Source organism: Legionella sp. PC997 (assembly GCF_014109825.1).
In the GTDB taxonomy this organism is placed as follows: Bacteria; Pseudomonadota; Gammaproteobacteria; order Legionellales; family Legionellaceae; genus Legionella.
Genome location: NZ_CP059576.1, coordinates 1,610,011 through 1,631,068 on the forward strand (window position 1 = coordinate 1,610,011; position 21,058 = coordinate 1,631,068).

Genomic DNA, 21,058 nt, shown 5'->3' on the forward strand with positions numbered 1-21,058 from the left:
ATATACTGTATTATAAATTGACCCTTTTATCAGGAATATTCATGCGTATCGCCTTAGTGCTTGAGTACGATGGTAGCCAGTATCATGGCTGGCAAGCACAAACAGGCTTGCATACTGTGCAACAAGCCGTAGAACATGCTTTATCAAAGGTAGCGGATGGCCCTATTTCTGTAGTGTGTGCAGGTAGGACAGATACTGGGGTACATGCTACCAACCAAGTTATTCATTTTGACTGTGATAAAGTGCGCAGTATTCGTGCATGGATTCATGGTGTGAACTCTTTTTTGCCCAAAGATATTTGTGTTAAATGGGGAAAAGAATTAACCGAAGAATTTCATGCAAGATATTCTGCTACAGCGAGAAGGTATCGTTATGTTATTTATAATGGCGCCATTCGCCCCGCTTTATTTAGAAGTAATATAACTTGGCAATATCGGCAATTAGATCATCGCCTGATGCATCAAGCAGCCCAGGTTTTGTTAGGCGAGAATGATTTTACTTCATTCCGTTCTGTTGAATGTCAGTCGAATACGCCTATGCGAAATATCCATAAATTACAGGTTAGTCGCTCTGGTGATTTAGTGATTATAGATATTACTGCTAATGCTTTTTTACATCATATGGTACGAAATATTGCTGGTGTACTCATAGCAGTAGGGTCAGGAAAACATCCTGTATCTTGGGTAAATGAAGTACTACAAGCAAAAGACAGAAGACTAGGTGCTGAAACAGCACCTGCTTATGGATTGTATTTAGTACAAGTGACTTATCCTCAGACATTTTCTATATTGCAGAATAATCCGGGGCCTTCTTTTCTTGTGGAGAAATAATGAATTTGGCACGAATACGAGTCAAAATGTGTGGTATGACGCGTAGCCAAGATGTCGCACATGCGATTAATCTAGGGGTTGATGCTATAGGTTTGATTTTTTACCCGAAAAGTGCACGTCACATTTCAATAGATAAAGCAAAAGCTTTATTAAAAGATGTGCCTGCATTTATAGACTCTGTTGCTGTTTTGGTGAATCCTGAGCGAGATTTCGTCCATCAAATAGTAGAAGAATTACCTATTCAATTATTGCAGTTTCATGGTGATGAATCTTCTGAGTTTTGCGCTCAATTTAATAAGCCTTTTATTAAAGCCATACAGTGTAATTCAGAAGCATATATTCATCAGGCCGCACAGGATTTTGCAATGGCGAAGGCGCTATTGTTAGATACACCTTCAAAGAATGCGCGGGGTGGGACTGGATGTACGTTTGATTGGAACATTATTCCACAAAGGGTAGAAAAACCATATATATTGGCGGGTGGATTGGATGAGTTTAATGTACTCGAAGCAATTAAATCATGTCAGCCTTATGCCGTAGATCTGTGCAGTGGTATTGAGGTATCACCTGGGATTAAAGATCATAACAAAATGAGCCGATTTATGCAGAAATTGTTACATTGGTAGTATAGTAACCTGAGTGAAGCGCAGCGTAACTTGGGAAATTTGGATCGCTGATCTCGGGTTACGCTGCGCTTCACCCAGGCTATATTTTAGAAGTTAATGAAGGTAGACATGAACAAAAAAGAACTTCCTGACGAGCACGGACACTTCGGTCCTTATGGTGGTATTTTTGTAGCAGATACTTTGATGTATGCACTCAAGCAATTAGAAGAAGCTTATGCAAAATATCGGAAAGATCCCAATTTTTTAGCCGAGTTGAATGCTGAATTAAAAGATTATGTAGGACGACCCAATCCACTTTATCACGCACAACGCTTAAGTAAGGAAATTGGAGGGGCACAAATCTATTTAAAACGTGAGGATTTAAACCATACCGGAGCCCACAAGATTAATAATACAGTAGGCCAAGCCCTACTTGCTACACGTATGGGAAAAACTCGGGTAATTGCCGAAACAGGCGCCGGTCAACATGGGGTGGCTTCTGCTACAGTAGCGGCTAAATTGGGTTTGGAATGTGTGGTCTATATGGGGGCTGAGGATATAAAGCGGCAGTCATCCAATGTTTATCGCATGAAATTGTTAGGGGCGGAAGTTGTCCCAGTTACATCAGGCTCTCAAACATTAAAAGATGCATTAAATGAAGCGATGCGTGATTGGGTTAGCCATGTGGATGATACTTTTTATATTATCGGGACAGTTGCCGGGCCTCATCCTTATCCGCAGATGGTTAGAGATTTTCAATCGGTTATTGGCATTGAAGCAAAAGCTCAATTTATGGAAAAAACTGGACGTTTACCCGATGCTTTAGTTGCTTGCGTAGGGGGTGGTTCTAATGCAATCGGTTTATTTTATCCCTTCCTAAGTGACTCAACCGTTGCTATCTATGGAGTTGAAGCAGGAGGAAAAGGTTTAGAAAGTGGAGAACACTCGGCCTCGTTGATTGCCGGAAAACCAGGTGTGTTGCATGGTAACCGGACTTATTTACTCTGTGATGAATACGGTCAAATTAAAGATACTCACTCGGTCTCAGCTGGTCTTGATTATCCTGGGGTAGGTCCTGAACATGCTTATTTAAAAGATACTGGGCGTGTAATTTATGAAGCAATTAATGATGATGAGGCATTGAATGCTTTTCGTACTTTAACACGGGTTGAGGGAATTATTCCTGCTCTTGAGTCCAGTCATGCAGTGGCTTATGCAATGAAACTTGCCAAGAAGATGTCAGTGGATCAAAGTATCATCGTGAATTTATCAGGTCGCGGTGATAAGGATATGCACACTGTGGCACAAATTGATGGGATTACCGTATGAATCGAATCGACAAAACATTAATGCGCCTTAATGCTAATGATAAAAAAATGCTTAGCCCGTACATTACTGCCGGAGATCCTTATCCTGAAATCACGGTGAAACTTATGCATGAGCTAGTTAGAGCCGGGGCTGATATTTTAGAACTAGGTATTCCTTTTTCTGACCCTATGGCGGAAGGACCAGTTATTCAAAGAGCCATGGAACGAGCGCTTGCTCAGGACGTGCACTGTCAGACTGTATTGAATATGGTGAAAGAATTTCGCTTGCAGGATCAAGAGACGCCCGTTGTTATAATGGGTTATTTAAATCCTATTGAACATTTTGGTTATGAACGTTTTGCGCAACAAGCAATAGAATCCGGGGTGGATGGAACAATCCTGGTTGATTTACCCCCAGAGGAAAGTGGAGAAGTAGCTAAGATCTGGCAAAAATATGGTTTATACAGTATCTTTCTTTGTTCTCCTACGACCTCAGATGAGCGAATGTCATTAATAAACCAATTCGCCAAAGGATATTTATACTATGTGTCTTTAAAAGGTGTTACCGGTTCAGATACGTTGGATTTGTCCTCGTTACAAGCACAGTATCAACACCGAAAAGCACAAACTAAGCTTCCATTAATGGTAGGTTTTGGCATTAAAACACCGGAAATGGCTGCAGAAGTTGCAAGATTTGCAGATGGGGTTATCGTGGGTGCTGCCCTGATTACGCGAGTTTTGGAAGCTTATAACCTGAACAAAGATATGTTGGAAGCGGGAGCGGATTTAATTTACTCTATGCGGCATGCAATGGATAAGAATTAAAATAGTAACCAAAGGCTACTTTAAATTTGTTCCAGTTTATTGAGTTGTAAAAAAATGCATTATGGGGTGAGCTTGAATGAACTTCCAAGCGTACCCTAGGAATCCGGTTCCATAACCGGTATATAAGTTTAATCGAGTTATAGCTTATTTTACTGAAGCTACTTAGTAATAACAGTGACGGAAAAATCCCAATGATAGAATTAACTGAAAAACGAGCTCATTTTATAAGACAACTGATTACTGATGAACTGGCGAGTGGCAAACATAAATCTGTAGTGACTCGTTTTCCTCCTGAACCTAATGGATATTTGCACGTAGGGCATGCTAAATCGATTTGTTTGAATTTTGGTTTGGCACAAGAGTTTGGTGGGATCTGTTACCTACGTTTTGATGATACAAATCCAATTAAAGAAGAGGAAGAGTATGTCAACGCTATTATTGATGATGTACGCTGGTTAGGATTTGAATGGCATGACATGACACATTCTTCAGACTACTACCATGAGTTGTATGATTTTGCCGTGTTACTCATTAAAAAAGATTTGGCTTATGTAGATAGTTTAAGTATGGAAGAAATTCGTGCTTATCGCGGGACCTTACAAGTGCCTGGGCGGGAAAGTCCATACAGAAATCGACCCATCGAAGAAAGTTTGGATTTATTCGCACGCATGAAGGCAGGGGAGTTTCCTGATGGTGCCCATGTATTGAGAGCAAAAATTGATATGCAGTCCGGTAATCTAAATATGCGTGATCCAGTCATCTATCGCATCCGACATGCACATCATCAACGTACAGGTGACGAATGGTGTATTTATCCGATGTATGATTATGCACATCCTATTTCTGATGCTTTAGAAAAAATTACTCATTCTTTATGTACTTTAGAGTTTCAAGATCACCGACCGCTATATGATTGGTGTGTTGATAATTTGCCGTTACCTGCAAAACCAGTCCAAACGGAGTTTGCTCGGTTAAATTTATCTCACACAGTCACTTCCAAGCGAAAATTACGTGAGCTGGTTGAACAAAAGGCTGTCAATGGATGGGATGATCCAAGAATGCCTACTATACGTGGAATGCGAAAACGGGGTTATCCAGCGGCTGCAATTCGTCAGTTTTGTGAAGTCATAGGAATATCACGTAGTGATTCTGTAATTGATATGTCCATACTCGAGGAATGTGTTCGTGACGAGTTAAATAAAACAGCGAAAAGAGCTTTATGCGTTATGGACCCTATAAAAGTAGTTTTAGAAAATTATCCTGAAGATAAGGTAGAAATACTAAAACCCGCTTATAATCAGCAGGATCCCGATTCGGAGCGTCGTGATTTACCGTTTACTCGAGAGCTTTTTATTGAACGTTCAGATTTTATGGAAGAGCCGCCTAAAAAATACTTTCGTTTATCTCCCGGAGCTGAAGTTCGTTTACGTCATGCTTATGTAATTAAATGTAATGAAGTGATTTATGATGAACAGGGTAATATTATTGAATTGCGCTGTACCTATGATGAAAAAACTTTAGGAAAAAATCCAGAAGATAGGAAAGTAAAAGGCGTCATCCATTGGGTATCGTGTGCGCATGCTTACCCTGTGACCGTATTGGAATATGACCGTCTATTTAATGATCCAAACCCAGGTCGAGAGGACGATTTTTTCCAATTTTTAAACCATAATTCATTGCAAATAAAACAAGCTTATTGTGAACCCGCTTTAGCAAACCAGCAACTTGGTGAGGTGTTTCAGTTTGAGCGATTAGGATACTATGGTGTTAATGAATTAAAAGATGGACGTGTAAGCACATTTCATCGTGTCGTTGACTTGAAAGATACTTGGGGAAAACTAGGGTAAGCTAGAGGGGCAGATATGTTGCATTTATATAATTCTTTAACTAGAACAAAAGAACCATTTGTTTCCATTTCACCGGGAAAAATTGGGATCTATGTTTGTGGCATTACTGTATATGATCATTGCCATATAGGTCATGCTCGCTCTATGGTAGCTTTTGACGTTATTGTTCGTTATTTGCGGTCTCAAGGGTATGAGGTGAAGTATGTGCGTAATATTACGGACATTGATGACAAAATTATTGCCCGTGCACATGAGCGTGCAATACCAATAGATGAACTGACTGCTCAATATATTGCTGCAATGAATGAAGATACACAAGCTTTAAATATTTTAGCACCGGATGTAGAGCCTCGGGCTACAGAACATATAGACAGTATTATTCGATTAATTGAACGATTGCTTGCGAAAGGAAATGCATACCTCAGTGATAATGGTGATGTATGTTATCAAGTCGACTCATTCGCTGGCTATGGAAAATTATCCCACAAGGATTTAGAGGGATTAGTCGCTGGAGCGCGGGTGGAAATTGTGAAAGAAAAACGTTCTCCATTGGATTTTGTTTTATGGAAAAAAGCAAAACAAGGTGAGCCTAGCTGGCCATCTCCGTGGGGGGAAGGACGTCCAGGCTGGCATATTGAATGCTCTGCAATGGCTATGAGTGAACTAGGCGAGCAATTCGACATTCATGGAGGAGGATTGGATTTACAATTTCCTCATCATGAAAACGAGATCGCTCAGAGTGAAGCAGCTACTGAAAAACAATTTGCAAATTACTGGTTGCATGTAGGAATGTTGCAAGTTAATAATGAAAAAATGTCAAAATCATTGGGTAATTTTTTCACTATAGCTGATGTTTTGGCCCAACATCATCCTGAAGTTGTGCGTTATTTTCTTCTAAGCAGTCATTATCGTAGTTCATTGAATTACTCTGAAGAAAACTTGGGGAATGCAAAAAAAGCACTAACTCGTTTGTATCAAACCATAAAAGACATCCATGATATTGCTGACGGTGAATTAGATAATCATTGGATTAATGAATTTAACCAGGCAATGAATGATGACTTTAATACCCCCGTTGCATTATCTGTTTTGTTTCAACTTAGTCATGAAGTAAATAAGAATAACTCAGCTGTTTTAGGGGCCACATTGAAGTATTTAGCTGGGATCATGGGGCTATTACAGGCCGATCCTGCTTCGTTTTTACAGTCTGGATTTGCTGAAGAGGATAGGGTAGAAATAGAGCAATTAATTGCTGAGCGGCTTCAAGCACGTGCTGATCGGAACTGGGAACGTGCTGACCAGATAAGAGCAGACTTACTACATCGTGGCATTGAGCTAGAGGATGGGGTTAACGGAACCACTTGGCGTCGAGTCGAATAGGTTTAGAGTTCAAAATAGAGAAACCGGGGATTATGAAATAGAACTCCCAGGTTTCGCTTCACGATAGTTCATCAAAATTATAAAGTTCCAACGGATGGGAACCTCTTTCCAATTGCTATTTTGAATTAACTCTTGATTACTTTATAATCACCCCGATTGTTTTTAATGACTTTTTTTGGAACTTATTTTTGTATAGTGTACCTGTGAAATTTTTAATTTGTTTAATATTATTTTGTTCTGCTGTAAGTTATGCAGAAATTGCTGATTCGATCTTAGATAATTATCAAACCAATTTAGATAAATTGCCTATAGTAAGACAAGAACACTTTTCCATCCGAATGTACCGCATAACAGGCGACAAAAAGCATTTGAATTCTGTTGTCGATTATGTGTATTTTTTAAGCAACAAATATCAATATCTATTTTCAGGTCTTGACCAACCGGAGCTCACTCTCCAAAAATCAAAGAATTTATTATTAGATGCTAACGAAAAGCTTGCACATAAGCATAAGCTACGGATCAAAAAGATATCAGAATATGGTGATTTGTTTTTTTATCTTTATTTATTAGAGACAACTAATAAGATTTTTTCATACCATTTGGAAAATTCTTCGTTATTCCCACAAACAAATACAGTTATAGACATTTTAAAAACTCAAGTCCCTCGCTTGGAGGAGTTTATCGTTAATGAGGAAAATATTAGAATTTATGGGGCTCAATTAGTTAATTATGTTTATTATTTATATGATTTAAATATTGTTGATTTAAGAAAATCCTATACCAAACTTTTCCAGCAAACTTTTCCAGACTCTATGGATAGTCAACTATCTGAATGGGAATATGAAGCAAAACTTTATGGAATGACGCATTTCATAACGGCGGCGAGTCATTATTATCAAAACTTTGTTAACGACGATTCCTTTTTCTGGATTAGCGATTATTTTGAGCGTAATATGGAACAAATAATGGAGCGGGCTGAAAATGATGTTATTGCTGAAGTAGGGGTTTGTTTATTGTTATTAAATAAAAAAGGCTCTCCAGGGATTAAAAAAATAAGGGAGCATTTAGAAACAGTGTATAACCCGCAACATCAGATGATTCCTGCCCGCACTAATTCAGTAGATTTTATATTTGGTGAACATCGAAATATTCTTACAGTGATGCTTTTTAAATGGCCCGAAAGATTAATGGACGGTCCATTTTTTTCAGAGGAATTAACATTAATTCCTAATATTTTTACTGGAGCAAGTTAGAGTTAGCTTCTCTTTAGCTTTAAACATGTGAGCGGAAACCAGGTCATTGATTTCAAATTTTAACTCAATTTGGTCGGGGATACGATCTGGGCTCCACTGATCTAGGGAAAGACAGTGAAAGATTTTACTAAAGAAGATATATGTACTATGTACCATATTTTTTTAGGACGTGAACCGGAAAATATGGAAGTATTGGATTATCATTATGCCTTGCATCATTCCTTAATTGAAATGTTGAATTCATTTTGGCACTGTGGTGAGTTCCAAAAAAGAATAGAATCAATAAAAAAGTCAGTTGTTAAGAAAAGTCAAAAAACGGATAGTCTTACCTACCATATCACTGCTACCGGAAATTATTTTTTGCCAACCGATGCACATGAAGATATTATTGCGAATGCCATCATTGCTGGAACCATTTTTGATAAGCCTATTTATGACGTGGCAAAGTCTTATATTAAACCAGGGACTACCGTATTAGATATAGGTTCTAACTTTGGTCAAATGGCAGTTTTGTTTTCTAAATTAGTAGGTGATGAAGGTGTCATACATGCGTTTGAAGCAGATGATTTCGTTCATGCTTTATTGGTTAAAAATATATCAGCAAATGCCCAAAATATAATAAGTCATTTTTGTGCAGTCCATAATCGTAGTGATGAGATTCTATTTTTTCCTGTACAAGATTTTGAGCGATTCTCTACCTACGGTTCTTATGGAATAGATTATGTCCATGGGAAAGGTCGACCAGTTAAATCCCTAGTGATTGATGATCTTGAGTTTGAAAAACCAGTTAGCTTTATAAAAATCGATATTCAAGGAGGAGATTTATTTGCAATGCAAGGGGCGGTAAAAACAATAGCGCAACATAAAATGCCAATTGTTTTTGAGTATGAATATTTATTTGAGGAGGAATTAAATTTAAGCTTTCAGGAATATGTGGATTTTGTGAAAACTATAAACTATCAATTCAAAAGAGTAATTAATGGACAAAATTTTCTAATTGTTCCGAAGGATTAAGCGATTTGAAGATAGGTCCCAAAATTGTTTTAGATTCCCTCTTTACTCTGATTAAATATAAAGCCTCTACGAGGGTGAAGTTTCTTTGTACGCATTAGGTAAATGAAAACCAATACAAAAAGCATTAAAAGAGCCATACACCCCATAAGATAAAAACAATCATCAAGTGCCAAAGCAATAGACTTACGGGTAAGGTATTCATTTAACTGAGCGAAAGCATGCTTTCCTGAAATATGGAATAGTTTTGCTTGTTGTAAAAAATTTTGAGTTTCATGGGAAAATGGAGTCAGACTGCTTCCTAATCGAAGATGAAAAAAAACTTCGCGTCTATGCCATAAAATAAGAAATAAAGAGACTCCTAGCCCACTTCCAAGCAAACGTGAAATATGAAACAAGCAAAGGCATTCAGCGAACTTTGTTTCATGACAAGTGGCTACTGATAAATGAAAGAGGGGAGATAAAAATAATGCTAGGCCTATACCTGCTAAACCTCGTGAAAATGCAATGCGATTAAAATCTATATCCACATTAAAGTAGGCAGTATAAAAACAGGATAAGGCAAAGAACAGTAAAGCAATGAATAAAGGATAAAATGGCTCATATTTTCTTTTATTGATAAGTACTGGAATCCATCCACAAAATGCCATTGTTCCTATGATCAGCGCGATCCAATCAGGAGTATAATTAACATAAAGTTTTAACCACAAAGACAATAAGATAACCATTCCAAAATAGAGTCCGAAAAATAGGGCGATATAAATCATTGCAAAGCAAAAATAAAAATTTTTAAGTAATTTTAAATCAATGACAGGATGCTGAGCTGACCAGCTGCGTAAAATAAAGAATACAAGACTGATTACACCGAAAATCAATAAAAAAGTAATTAAAGAAGAGCGAAACCAATCTAACTCTTGGCCAGTAGTTAAAGCGGTTCCAATAAACACCATGCTGATGCAATAGTAAAAATATCCAATTTTATCAAAATATATCTTTTTTACAGGCTCATGATATCTTCTATATCCAAAACCAACATACAAAATTAAAAAAATACATAAAGGTATGTTTGAGAAAAAAAGGAATCGCCAATGGTAGTTGTACGCAATCCAGGCACCATATGAAGCGCCGATTACAGGGATTATTGAAAGACACATTAAAACCAAGGAGACAATATAGACTTTATCTTTATTAGGGGAGAGCAAAGGGATAAGCGTACATGCGATCAGAAGAAACATCGGTCCTGAAGCAAACCCTTCTAAAAATCTGAATAAGATAAACGTAAAGAAATCCTCCGCTGTAGCACATCCCCATGAACAAAATGCAGTAAGACTGAAACAGACAACAAAAAGCTGAATAGGACTTAAGCATGTTACGGCGGGTTTTCCTAAAGGTACTCCTAGAAGATTTCCAATGCAGAAAAAACTGACTGTATACGAAGTCATATAAGAACTGCCACCCAGATCACTCACAATATATAAACCTGCCATTATGGGTAAAGTAAGATTAAAGATTACTGCGGCAAGTGATAAAAGTAAGATATAGAGAATCATTATTTTTTCATCTCTTTTAGGTTGATTTTATTTATGATGAGGGGGGATTTTGCATAGTGCCTAAGATTAGGGTCCAAATTACTCTTAATAATTTCAGCGATTAACTTTTCATTGCCTATCTCTTCTTTTTGGAAAATATCAGTAACATAAAGGGGGGAGTCTGAGGTTGTGGTGGGCACTAAGGGGCCATTTTGATCAGAGAGATCTGTCGTAACCTCCAAAGAAAGGCCGATTCGCAGAGGATGTTTTATTAATTCATCTTGTACTAGAGCAATCCTAACAGGTAACCTTTGAACGATTTTAATCCAGTTCCCTGAAAGGTTTTCGGGGGGTAATAGTGAAAAAACATTACCTGCCCCTCCTGGTAAACCCACAATTTTTCCATGAAATACCACCCCAGAACCGTAAAGATCAGAAGTTATCTTAACGTTTTGTCCAATGCGCACTTTGTTCAGTTGGGTTTCTTTATAATTAGCATTTACCCATATTTGATCGAGAGGGATAATAGACATAAGTGGTTCTTTTGGTGAAATCCACATCCCGACTTGAATTGTTCTTTGTGCTACCAATCCATCTACGGGCGCATAAATTTTAGTTCGATATAATTGGACCCATGCATCACGTACTTCTTGCGCCACTGCCTGCACCGATGGATGCTCGGTTATGGATGTGCCTTGTACGAAGGCGAGCATTTTTTGATATTTATTTTGAGTGCTTTTTAATGAAGCGATGGAAGCCTTTAGATCATCTTGTGCATTTTGATAATCCTCTAAAGAAACACCTTTAGCCCCAATGAGATCACGGCGATGTTTAAGGTTTTGTTGTGCTTTTAAAAGTTGTGCTTTTCTCATTTCAATGTCTGCTGCCAGTATAAACACATCATGAAATGCCTGGGATATATCACGTACCGTACTGGCAAGTTTCTTTTTCGCTTTTTCCAAAGCGATATGTGAATCGGTTTCATTTAATGTAATAAGGAGCTGTCCTTTTCTTACCAGAAAACTATCGTCAGTATAGATCCCTGTAACAAATCCTGGGCGTAACGATTTGATATAGACCTGATTCCCTTGTACGTAAGCATCATTGGTATAAACTTGCCGGCTCCATACAATAAGCCAATACACAAAAAAGAAAATAAATAGAACAATAAGAATGACTGTAAAATAAAAAGAGGCGGATCGTTCTTTCATGAGTTGTTCACCAACGGAATCGTATTTTGATAGTAGCCTCCTCCCAAAGCTCTGGTTAATTTTATAGAGGCTAAGTACTGGTTATAAAGTAGAGTAACATCTACAAGTTCTTTTTGAATCACTTCTTCTTGTAAAAAGTAAAGATCAAATAAACTATCCAAGCCTTTTTTTTGACGCAGGGAACTTAATTGATAACGTTGTTTTGCATACTCTACAACTTGTTTTTGTTCTATTTTTTGTTGATAGATATTCTCAGCGAAAGCCAATACATCAAGTACTTCTTGGGTACTGAATAAGAGTAAACTATTGTATGCTTCGATTGCTGCATCAAATTGTGCCTTAGTCGCATTGATGTTTGCTTTTATTGCACCTGCCGTGAAAATAGGTAATTGTAAAGCAGGTCTAATTGCTGCCGTCCCACTCGATAAATCAAAGAACTTTCTCCAACTTGTGCTTTCCAGCCCAATCAGACCAGCGAGGTTAATATCAGGATAATATTCTGCCATTGCTGCCCCTGCTCTGTAGGCTAAAGCTTTAGCTCGCCATATTTGTGCCATTAGATCAGGCCTTCGAGCTAAAAAATCCAATGGGAGTATTTTGGGGATATTTAGTGTTTTAGGTAATGAGGGTAATGTGGGTTTAATTGATAGGTGTTCGTCTGGTCCACGGCCAGCTAATATATTGATTAAATGTTTGTTGGCAGTTAATTCTTCGGTAATACTTGAAAGTAATTTTTGGGATTCGAGTAATTTCTCTGAGGTTTCTAATGCGGGCAATTTCGACGAAAGTCCCTTTCGTACCATTAAGTTTTGTAATTTAGCTATTTTTTGTCGTACTTCGATGAGTTGGGAAAATAATTTTTTTCTAATTAGATTTGTTTTATAGGCAAAAAAAGTTTGAGCCAGTGCAGTGCTAGTAATTAACTCAACCTCTGCAGCTTCAGCCTCTCGAACTTTTGCTTCTCCTAATGCAGCATAAAAAAGATTACGGTTTTTTCCCCAAAAATCAAACTCATAAGTAAACGAAAGCGAAAGATCTAAGAGTCTAACGTTTAAAGGAAAGTTATGATTGAATGCACGATATAAACCGTTTTCACTGACATATTGTCGATTTTCATGGGCATTAAAAAAAACTAAAGGTGATAATAATGAACGGGTAACGATGGCTTGCTGCTGAGCAACTTCAATACGCTTTTTGATTTCATGAATGGAAGGGTTATTTGCTAAAGCTCCTGTTACTAGCACATTGAGTTCCGGGGTATTATAAGATAACCACCAGTGGTTATTTGGCCAATTACCTCTAGAGAAAATTTCTTTTTTTTGTAAACTTTTTTCAATGGAGTGCTTCATGCTTGGAACTGTTTTTATATTTTTAATCTGGCTTTGATGCGGTAGCGAAATAGTACAGGATACTAATGGATATAAACTAAAAAAAATAAATCCTCTGATCCAAAGCCGCATAATAATCCCATTTTATTTTCCAAGACATCTTTAAAAGTAAACTTTAATTCCATATTAACATAAGCTGTTGGCAGGCTTCTAAGCTACCTTATATAGTAACCATTAACGTTTGATTTTCAAAGGAATTTTATGGTGTTTAATAGGTGGAAAGTTCCTAGCATATCTAGTACTTAACAAACTTCGTTCTAGTATCTAAAGTTTTATAGCTCGAGTGTACTTACTATAAAGTTTTAGGAAGTATAATGAGCTATTAGGCAGTGATTTAAATTATAACGCTCTTAAGGATTAATTTTGGGTGGTTACTCGAAGAATTTCTGCAAGGGATGTATCACCGGCAAGAACTCTTTTAAATCCATCATCTCGAATACTGGGTGTGGTGGGCCGTAAATAATTTTCCATTGTCTGTGAATTTTCCTGTCGATGAATCATTCCTCTAAGTACTTCATCGACCGTAATGAGCTCATAAATTCCTGTTCTTCCTTTATAGCCTAAGTGATTGCAGAAGTCACAACCTTTAGGCTCAAAAACTTTTGAGATATCTGTGTCTGCTGTAAGCCCCATAAGTTCCTTTTCATCATCTCGTAATTGATGGGGAGTTTTGCATTGAGGGCATAATCTTCTAACGAGACGCTGGGCAATAAGTCCCACAATACTTGAGGATAGAAGAAAAGATTCCACTCCCATATCACGCAAACGAGTCAGGGCTCCGAGTGCGCTATTGGTATGTAAGGTGGATAGTACTAAGTGTCCTGTAAGACTGGCTTGAACTGCAATTTCTGCAGTTTCCAGGTCACGAATTTCTCCAATCATAACTACATCCGGATCTTGCCTTAGAATTGCCCTTAACCCTTTAGCAAAGGTCATTTGAACTTTGGTATTAACCTGGGTCTGACCAATACCCTCCAGATCATATTCTATAGGATCTTCAATAGTTAGAATATTACGTGTGACTTGATTTAATTCAGTTAACATAGCATATAGGGAAGTAGTTTTTCCGGAGCCGGTGGGCCCAGTAACTAAAATAATGCCATGTGGCTCTGCGATCATTTTTCGCATACTTTTGACTGTGGATTTAGGCATTCCCAACAGGTTTAAATCCAATTGAGCCGCTTGTTTGTCTAAAATCCTTAATACCACGCGCTCACCATGATTAGAGGGGAGGGTTGATACCCTGACGTCAATATTATGCCCACCAATACGTAGAGAAATACGGCCATCTTGTGGAATACGCTTTTCTGCGATATCTAGTTTAGCCATCACTTTGACCCTAGATATAACTAAAGGAGCGATAGCGCGCTGAATCTCTAAAACTTCATGTAAAACGCCGTCAATTCGATTACGTACCAGTACTCTATCTTCATAAGTTTCAATATGAATATCAGATGCTTTTTGTTTAATTGCTTGAGTAAACAATGCATTCAATAAGCGAATTATTGGTGCATCATCTTGATTTTCCAATAGGTCTTCACTGACTGGCAATTGACTCGCTAGTAGTGAAAGATCCATATCTTCCTCCATACCTCCAGCAGCTTCGAGTATGGATGATTTTGATTGATACACATGAGCTAAATGTTGTTGAAACGCTGATTCATCAACCTGTTTTAAAGTAAATTCACATTGTAATAAACGTTTTATTTCGGCAAGAGATTGCAATGAAGTATTGGGTAAATGATAAACGAGAGCTTGGTTGTCACTCTTTTCATTGGCAACAACAATCCCATGGTTTTTTGCAAAACTGTAGGGGATTTTTAGTAATTTTTCTTCGCTGTCCATGGTTTATTTCGTGACTAACAAAGGTGGACGATTAAACGGTTTTGGTAATTCGGCGCGTTTCAAAGCGGGTAATACCGTTGCGTTATTGCTTTGTACAAAAGCATCTTGCGATTTTAACCAATCCAGTTCGAATTGGCGTACATTATTGTATTTTTGACTGGTCATAAGCATATTTTCTCGTTCATTACGCAAAATAATTGGCTTTATGAAGACCATAAGTACTCGTTTTTCCCGAGAATTTATATTTCGTTTGAATAAACGACCCACACCCGGTATATCTCCCAAAACAGGTAAACGATTATTGTCATTACCTAAACTATCTTGCGTCAAACCTCCTAAAACAACTATATCACCACTCTCAACATGAACCGAGGTAACGATACTACTAATTCTAAATGTCGGTGTGGTTGAGTTTGGTGCAACAACGGGGGGATCCAACGTGTCATTTCCTTGATCAATTTGCAGTTGGATTCCATTTCCGCGTGTAATTTGGGGTCTGACATAGAGATGTAATGCAACATTGACCCGATCAAATGTGGTAAATGGGACCCCATTATTTGTTGTACCTCCGGCATTTGCGGGTTGAGTGGTGGACGCTATCGAAACCTGTTTACCCACTAATATCTTAGCTTGGCGGTTATCAAGAACTACAACTGAAGGTGTTGATAAAATATTCGCTTTATTTTCTCTGGCTAAAGCATATATTTGTGCTTGAAAATCATCAAGTCTTGTACTGCTGTTAATTATAGCAAATCCTGGTCTAAAGGTGTCAGGCCTTCCTGTTTGTTGATCACTTCCCCATTCAATACCTAAGTCATTAACATCCGATTGATTAATTTCGGCAACTAACGCTTCAATTAGTAATTGGGCTGGTTTGATGTCCAGTTGGGCAATTACCCTTTTCAGAATACGGATTACCGATGCTGGCGCATTAAGGATGATAGAGTTCGTATTGGGTTCAGCAATAATTTGTACTGAGGGTTTGGTTGTTCCTTCATTTTGTGTCGTGGTAGTCGTAGTATTTGCAGTAGCTCCTGAGGCAGTTAATGAAGAACCACCCCCACCGCCACCTGATCCGGTTGAGTAAAGAGAAGTAGAAGTGGTGGTAGAGCCTTGTATATTTGAGTTACTGGCAAGATTGGAAGCGGGATTAGTACTATCCAAAATAGGGCGAGTAATGGTACCAATGGTTGTTCCAACATTCCCACTAAAATTTGCCTGGGCAATTCCGGCCAGGATGGGGACCAAGTCTTCAGCTCTAAGGTAATTTAGATAAACTACCTGCGTGTTCGAGTTAAGGCCTTCGGAACTTTCCCTATCTAACTTTAATATCAACATTCTAAGGCGTATTCTGTCGGTTTTAGAGCCGCTGACTAATAGAGAATTGGAGCGGTCATCTGCCGCTACAGTGAGTTGAGTGCGTGTCCCCCCCATGTTGGGCTGGGTTTTAACAAGATCTTTTAAGGTGGCAGCAATATCCATTGCTAATGAGTGTCTTAAATGAACTATATCAATGCCATTTGCAGATGAGTTATCCACTTGCTTTATGATGTCTGCAAGACTACGAATGTTATTTGCTCTACCTGATAAAATAAGCATATTTGAAGGAGCGTAAGCAGAAATGCTACTCCATTGTGGCATTAAGGGGCGTAAAACCGGAACTAATTGCTCTGATGGAACATAATGAACAGGGACTACAGCCACCATCATGTCATCGCCTCTAGGAGGTTGTTTTATGCCGCTTAAAAGATCAGGAGATTGTGTTTTCGCATCAATATTGGGAATAATTTTAATGATTGCACCACTGGGTATTGCAGCATAGCCTGAGACTTGTAAGACTGAAAGAAATACTTGATAAAGCTCGTTATTGTTCATTGGTGTTGCCGATACGATTGATATTTTCCCTTGCACTCGGGGGTCAATGACAAAATTTTTACCAGTAACTCGTGACACCTCAGCGATAACCGCTCTAATATCAGCATTCCTTAAATTCCATAGTTTGCCATTTATTGGCGGAGTTTCAATTGGATTACTGGAGCTTTCAGGCGGAGTGGATTGGTTTATGTAAGGATATTGATTCTCGTTGGGCTCATTTTTCTTTGAACTGATCTTTTGGGATAGCTTATTTTGTAATTCTCGTGCTGTGAGGTAATCGCTAATTGGTCCTATTTGTATCAAATAAAGTTTTTTATCGGATAGATTCTTAATTTCAACAGGTTCGGTGACCAGTGCAGATAATTCTTTTTGACGTTGCTTTGCATCTTTTTCCAAATTAAATGCGCCAGCTTGCAGATAAAAAGTAGTATTCCCATTTTTAGTGGTCGTGGAAATATTAATTTCGTTTGCATAAGTTAATGCTGAGCAAATAAATGTTAAAATTATAATGACTATCGAGCGCATCAAAAAATCGTAAAATCTTAGGTAAATAACATAATAACTAAATTTATAAACTTACCATAGCTTTTTTGGCGAGTATCTGAATGTATTTTGAAGCATTTTGCAATTCTGCTTCAAGATTATCTTAATTGGTAAAAAAATCTAGAATATGTTGATTTTTGTCACGAATCTCGATTGTGCATCGTATTCTCTTTGCTTACAGATTTTATACTGACTAGCGTAAAAATAGTTCGACTTTTTTTGTCTTTCTTGATAATACTTCCGCCCCGTTAGAGCATTCAAATATTTTAAACAACAAAGGAGCTTAACACATGCAACAAAAATTTGATGAAAATACAATAAAATATGGTCCGGATTTCAATCTTATTCGTTCCCTTCAGGGAAAATTTTATTCCATTCTAGATGATATTAAGGCCACTGCAGATCCAGCATTTATTGCGCATTGTCTTGGGGAATGTCAGAAAATACTTTCTATTGGAAATGAGATTATCAGGATGGATACGATGCAAACATCTGTTAATGATCCTGATACACCAATGGCAACAATCTCAACAATAACCCCGTCAAACACAGCTATCATCAATATTATTCCTGTGAAAAAAAGAAAGCACTCCGAAATAGTTGATCCCAGAACAGATATTGGAAACGGAGAGCGGTTCATCCCCCAACCCACGATGAAACCACAAGACACTTCTGGTTTAATTAAAAGATCTAAAACGACACATCCTCATACAGAGAAAAAGCATACTCCAGAAGAGAAAGGAAAAGAAAAAGAAATTCCTCAGGCTATGACGATAAATCGAATTAAATCAAAGTCAGCTAAAATAGAACGAAAATTAATCTCACCTTTTTTAAATAAATATATTAAACAAATGGCGGAAGGCAATCCTGAAGAATATTATCAAGTGCAACGTGAAATGATGCAAAGAAATGAGCGTTATAATCAACAGATTTCAATGAAGCACATATCGTCTATAGGACGGCGATCGGATTTAAAAAAAGAAATTAAAGCAAAATATCCTGATGAGCTTAGAAATAAATTTATCTATAGCCATCATGTCAGTTTTCCTTTTACTGTAAAAAAAAGCGACCATAGTCTGAAACGATCAGCGCTCTACCAAAATGAACTATCAAGACGAGAATTTGTTTCTAAAGAAATTACTCCCTATATAAAAACGTCTCCCTCAATGGCTGCCCAGAATTTAATTTATTTATATCAGCATCATTTGATGTACAGCATTTATTTACAACGTAAATCAGGAGAAAATTTAGGTGAAATCCTAATTTATCATTTGCAAAAATTGGGTTTAAATTTAGAAAAAGCAGAAATAAAAAGATTAAAATCGGCTATCAATTCGAGTTACGCTCTTATTAAACGCAAGAAGCCTTTTGATAATCTTGTTATGCGAACACCTATGCTTCAAGTTGAACTTCCTGCGGAAAGACCTCAGGATAGAACTCCTGATGGGACTAAGATTGCTACATTAGTATTGCACGATAATCCTCTAAAAACAGTTAAAATAAATGATAGGTTTGATGAACCTTTTCCTAATTCCATGAAAATTACTCAAGATACTAATTTTTATGATAACAAAGGAAGATTAATAGGTGTATATCGTATTGGTGCGATTCAACCCGAGATGATAGCGGATAAATTTCGTAAAGAACTTTCTTCGATAAACGAAACACAGTTAAGTAGGATGGGCGCTGTATCTTCAGAAGAAGCTGTTACAAAAAAGCAAAATAAAGAAAACATTCACGCAAGCATCCGTTCAGCTCCGTTTGGTGTGCTAGGAAAGAAAACAGGAAGAATTAGACCTACTCAATTTTCAGAGGCCAAATTCGAAATTGAAGAAGGGTTAGCGCCTCTTTTTAGAGTGGTTGAAAAGCTCTATGCAGAATGTGCTCCAGTTGAGTATGCAACCCGCTGTCGGATGATGAATTATGCATCTTATTTTACCCTCAAAGGTTCGAGATATCTTTTGTCGGCCGAAGCAAATTATGACAAACAAACCAGGGCTCACTTGGACAGCAATAAGTTCCCTATCCACTGTCTAAATCCCCTCTTTATTATTAACCCCCCTAATATTGGTGAGCAGGGTGAGCTTCAACGAGCTTATGAAGGGGCATACACCTTTTTTCCAGGTGTGAAGGGTATTTTGGCAAATGACTCTCAGTCTTATTTTGAAGGCATATATTTTGATTTAAAAGAGGGGGATATATTGTTATGGGATTTTGATAAATATTTTCATTGCAACACAAAATTAATTCCTTCTAATGGAATCACTGATTCAAGATGGCATCGTATCTCGATTGTTGGATTTACCAAAGGTGAAGCATTAGACAAAATTATAGAACCCCTTGTACTTGAGGACTCTGATGATGAGGATAGTTCTCTTTTTATCGCTGAGGAGAATACACCCTCCGGGCAATCCTTAGAAGAATCATTATCTGAACTTCCACAATGCATGCAAATTGAGGAACAAACTGCCTCGCAGGATCAGTATGCTGAAAGCTATATTTCATATGGAAAAGAAGATGAAACGATTGATGGATTGCAGCTAATGAGCCTGGATTCATTGTTATCATCCGATAATGTAATTGGATTAGAACAATTTAATGATCAAGTGGAAGCTATATTAAAAAATACTCCTTCAGGAGATGTGGTAGGACAGGAAGAAAGTCGAGCCCCTGTGTATGCTAGAACAAATCCTTCAAACCTTACATTTTTTAGGGCTGAAAAACCATCACAAGGTAAAGAATCATTAACAAGTGCGCTCACTATAACAAGTGCATCCACTATTAGACATAATTAATAGATGGGTTTACATTATAAACATTGTAGTTTCGACCCGGATTCCATGAGGTTAATCCGGGTATTTTTGTTAGAAGTGATGATGCGTATTTGTCTGAGTCTCGTGATCATGATGATGAACGTGTGGCTGTTGATGTAAATGTTGTACTTGTGGGTACGGGGGATGGGCATGAAAATGTGGTTGAAAGAACCCGTTAGGGTGTGCACCTTGCAATGGAGGCGTAACAACCACTACAGTTTGCGGCTGGGTAGTTGTTGGATGATTATGTTGGTGATTGTGGTGCTGATGTCCTGTTCTTTTCATATGTTCGTCCTCGCTAAATAAAAGAAATCGATTTTATTTATTAATTCGTGTCCTAGATGATAATGCACAGTTGTACATTTTAAATATCATCTTAACGCATTATAAACAGATGGTTTGGTAAATGTATATGATTTTCCTGAACCTTTAACTGGAATGGCAGAGAGTAGCCTTCGACTTTTATTCGATTTCATTATGCAGAAGGCTTTGTAGAAATTTTATTTTTGGGGGATTAAGGGCAATAAATTGTATCTTGAACTTCTTCCAGATCCTTATTAGTTGGATGCTTTAAATCAAAATTGCCGTGATATTCTTCTCCTAATGCGCTTATATAATGCCTTTGAAAATATTTTCCTGCTGACGCATTTTGTCTGTGAAGTTGAGGAGTTGGAGGCATTTCTTCAGGATCAGGTAATTGAATTAACGGATTGTCTGATAGATCCGTTACGGCAGTTTTTCCTCCGGTAATAAACAACGTTTTAGTTTTCTTATCAAAAAATTTTGTCATGATAAT

The 21,058-nt window shown here is 37.7% G+C and carries 16 protein-coding genes; 9 read left to right on the plus strand and 7 right to left on the minus strand.

Going from position 1 to position 21,058, the window contains the following annotated elements; all coding sequences use genetic code 11:
- Positions 1-41 precede the first annotated feature (41 nt).
- From truA to HBNCFIEN_RS06880, 8 genes are all read left to right on the plus strand, one after another.
- Complete coding sequence (gene truA, locus HBNCFIEN_RS06845) at positions 42-830, plus strand: tRNA pseudouridine(38-40) synthase TruA (RefSeq protein WP_182393313.1); 789 nt, start codon at positions 42-44, stop codon at positions 828-830.
- On the plus strand, positions 830-1,456 hold the full coding sequence (locus HBNCFIEN_RS06850) for a phosphoribosylanthranilate isomerase (protein WP_182393314.1): 627 nt from the start codon (positions 830-832) through the stop codon (positions 1,454-1,456). Before truA ends, HBNCFIEN_RS06850 begins: the two co-directional genes overlap by 1 nt.
- A gap of 108 nt (positions 1,457-1,564) precedes the next feature.
- Positions 1,565-2,764 (plus strand): tryptophan synthase subunit beta, encoded by a 1,200-nt coding sequence (gene trpB, locus HBNCFIEN_RS06855; protein WP_182393315.1) that lies wholly within the window; start codon positions 1,565-1,567, stop codon positions 2,762-2,764.
- Positions 2,761-3,567 (plus strand): tryptophan synthase subunit alpha, encoded by an 807-nt coding sequence (trpA, locus tag HBNCFIEN_RS06860; protein ID WP_182393316.1) that lies wholly within the window; start codon positions 2,761-2,763, stop codon positions 3,565-3,567. The genes trpB and trpA overlap by 4 nt, the downstream gene beginning before the upstream one ends.
- 191 nt (positions 3,568-3,758) lie before the next feature.
- Complete coding sequence (locus tag HBNCFIEN_RS06865) at positions 3,759-5,414, plus strand: glutamine--tRNA ligase/YqeY domain fusion protein (RefSeq protein ID WP_182393317.1); 1,656 nt, start codon at positions 3,759-3,761, stop codon at positions 5,412-5,414.
- A gap of 15 nt (positions 5,415-5,429) precedes the next feature.
- Positions 5,430-6,794 (plus strand): cysteine--tRNA ligase, encoded by a 1,365-nt coding sequence (gene cysS, locus HBNCFIEN_RS06870; RefSeq protein ID WP_182393318.1) that lies wholly within the window; start codon positions 5,430-5,432, stop codon positions 6,792-6,794.
- A 203-nt stretch (positions 6,795-6,997) separates the two neighbouring features.
- Complete coding sequence (locus tag HBNCFIEN_RS06875; protein WP_182393319.1) at positions 6,998-8,047, plus strand: DUF3541 domain-containing protein; 1,050 nt, start codon at positions 6,998-7,000, stop codon at positions 8,045-8,047.
- A gap of 114 nt (positions 8,048-8,161) precedes the next feature.
- Positions 8,162-9,061: an FkbM family methyltransferase gene (locus HBNCFIEN_RS06880; RefSeq protein ID WP_182393320.1), complete on the plus strand. Its 900-nt coding sequence runs from the start codon at positions 8,162-8,164 to the stop codon at positions 9,059-9,061.
- 29 nt (positions 9,062-9,090) lie between these two features.
- Here HBNCFIEN_RS06880 and HBNCFIEN_RS06885 read toward each other — a convergent pair whose 3' ends face one another.
- The 5 genes from HBNCFIEN_RS06885 to lspD form a co-directional block, all read right to left on the minus strand.
- Positions 9,091-10,608: an MFS transporter gene (locus tag HBNCFIEN_RS06885; protein WP_182393321.1), complete on the minus strand. Its 1,518-nt coding sequence runs from the start codon at positions 10,606-10,608 to the stop codon at positions 9,091-9,093.
- The gene (locus HBNCFIEN_RS06890; protein WP_182393322.1) at positions 10,608-11,798 is read right to left on the minus strand and encodes an efflux RND transporter periplasmic adaptor subunit; all 1,191 of its coding nucleotides are present in this window, start codon (positions 11,796-11,798) and stop codon (positions 10,608-10,610) included. The genes HBNCFIEN_RS06885 and HBNCFIEN_RS06890 overlap by 1 nt, the downstream gene beginning before the upstream one ends.
- Entirely contained in the window at positions 11,795-13,258 is a 1,464-nt protein-coding gene (locus tag HBNCFIEN_RS06895) for an efflux transporter outer membrane subunit (RefSeq protein ID WP_182393323.1), read from the minus strand. Before HBNCFIEN_RS06895 ends, HBNCFIEN_RS06890 begins: the two co-directional genes overlap by 4 nt.
- Before the next feature lie 285 nt (positions 13,259-13,543).
- Positions 13,544-15,031, minus strand: coding sequence for a GspE family T2SS ATPase variant LspE (gene lspE, locus HBNCFIEN_RS06900; protein ID WP_182393324.1), 1,488 nt, complete (start codon positions 15,029-15,031; stop codon positions 13,544-13,546).
- Positions 15,032-15,034: 3 nt separating this feature from the next.
- Positions 15,035-17,431: a GspD family T2SS secretin variant LspD gene (gene lspD / locus HBNCFIEN_RS06905; RefSeq protein WP_182393325.1), complete on the minus strand. Its 2,397-nt coding sequence runs from the start codon at positions 17,429-17,431 to the stop codon at positions 15,035-15,037.
- Between the two features lie 308 nt (positions 17,432-17,739).
- Between lspD and HBNCFIEN_RS06910 the strand changes: the two genes are divergently transcribed.
- Complete coding sequence (locus tag HBNCFIEN_RS06910; RefSeq protein WP_182393326.1) at positions 17,740-20,244, plus strand: hypothetical protein; 2,505 nt, start codon at positions 17,740-17,742, stop codon at positions 20,242-20,244.
- Between the two features lie 69 nt (positions 20,245-20,313).
- Here the strand turns inward: HBNCFIEN_RS06910 and HBNCFIEN_RS06915 are convergent, their stop codons facing one another.
- Together HBNCFIEN_RS06915 and HBNCFIEN_RS06920 are read right to left on the minus strand one after the other, a co-directional pair.
- Positions 20,314-20,547, minus strand: a complete 234-nt coding sequence (locus HBNCFIEN_RS06915; protein WP_182393327.1) for a hypothetical protein — start codon at positions 20,545-20,547, stop codon at positions 20,314-20,316.
- Positions 20,548-20,776: 229 nt separating this feature from the next.
- Entirely contained in the window at positions 20,777-21,052 is a 276-nt protein-coding gene (locus HBNCFIEN_RS06920; protein WP_182393328.1) for a hypothetical protein, read from the minus strand.
- Positions 21,053-21,058 lie beyond the last annotated feature (6 nt).

Coding starts and splice junctions, on each gene's coding strand:
- HBNCFIEN_RS06895 (WP_182393323.1), bottom strand. CDS start 13,258: ATGCGGCTTTGGATCAGAGGATTTATTTTTTTTAGTTTATATCCATTA.
- HBNCFIEN_RS06865 (WP_182393317.1), top strand. CDS start 3,759: ATGATAGAATTAACTGAAAAACGAGCTCATTTTATAAGACAACTGATT.
- lspD (WP_182393325.1), bottom strand. CDS start 17,431: ATGCGCTCGATAGTCATTATAATTTTAACATTTATTTGCTCAGCATTA.
- trpB (WP_182393315.1), top strand. CDS start 1,565: ATGAACAAAAAAGAACTTCCTGACGAGCACGGACACTTCGGTCCTTAT.
- truA (WP_182393313.1), top strand. CDS start 42: ATGCGTATCGCCTTAGTGCTTGAGTACGATGGTAGCCAGTATCATGGC.
- HBNCFIEN_RS06850 (WP_182393314.1), top strand. CDS start 830: ATGAATTTGGCACGAATACGAGTCAAAATGTGTGGTATGACGCGTAGC.
- lspE (WP_182393324.1), bottom strand. CDS start 15,031: ATGGACAGCGAAGAAAAATTACTAAAAATCCCCTACAGTTTTGCAAAA.
- HBNCFIEN_RS06910 (WP_182393326.1), top strand. CDS start 17,740: ATGCAACAAAAATTTGATGAAAATACAATAAAATATGGTCCGGATTTC.
- HBNCFIEN_RS06915 (WP_182393327.1), bottom strand. CDS start 20,547: ATGAAAAGAACAGGACATCAGCACCACAATCACCAACATAATCATCCA.
- HBNCFIEN_RS06885 (WP_182393321.1), bottom strand. CDS start 10,608: ATGATTCTCTATATCTTACTTTTATCACTTGCCGCAGTAATCTTTAAT.
- trpA (WP_182393316.1), top strand. CDS start 2,761: ATGAATCGAATCGACAAAACATTAATGCGCCTTAATGCTAATGATAAA.
- HBNCFIEN_RS06890 (WP_182393322.1), bottom strand. CDS start 11,798: ATGAAAGAACGATCCGCCTCTTTTTATTTTACAGTCATTCTTATTGTT.
- cysS (WP_182393318.1), top strand. CDS start 5,430: ATGTTGCATTTATATAATTCTTTAACTAGAACAAAAGAACCATTTGTT.
- HBNCFIEN_RS06920 (WP_182393328.1), bottom strand. CDS start 21,052: ATGACAAAATTTTTTGATAAGAAAACTAAAACGTTGTTTATTACCGGA.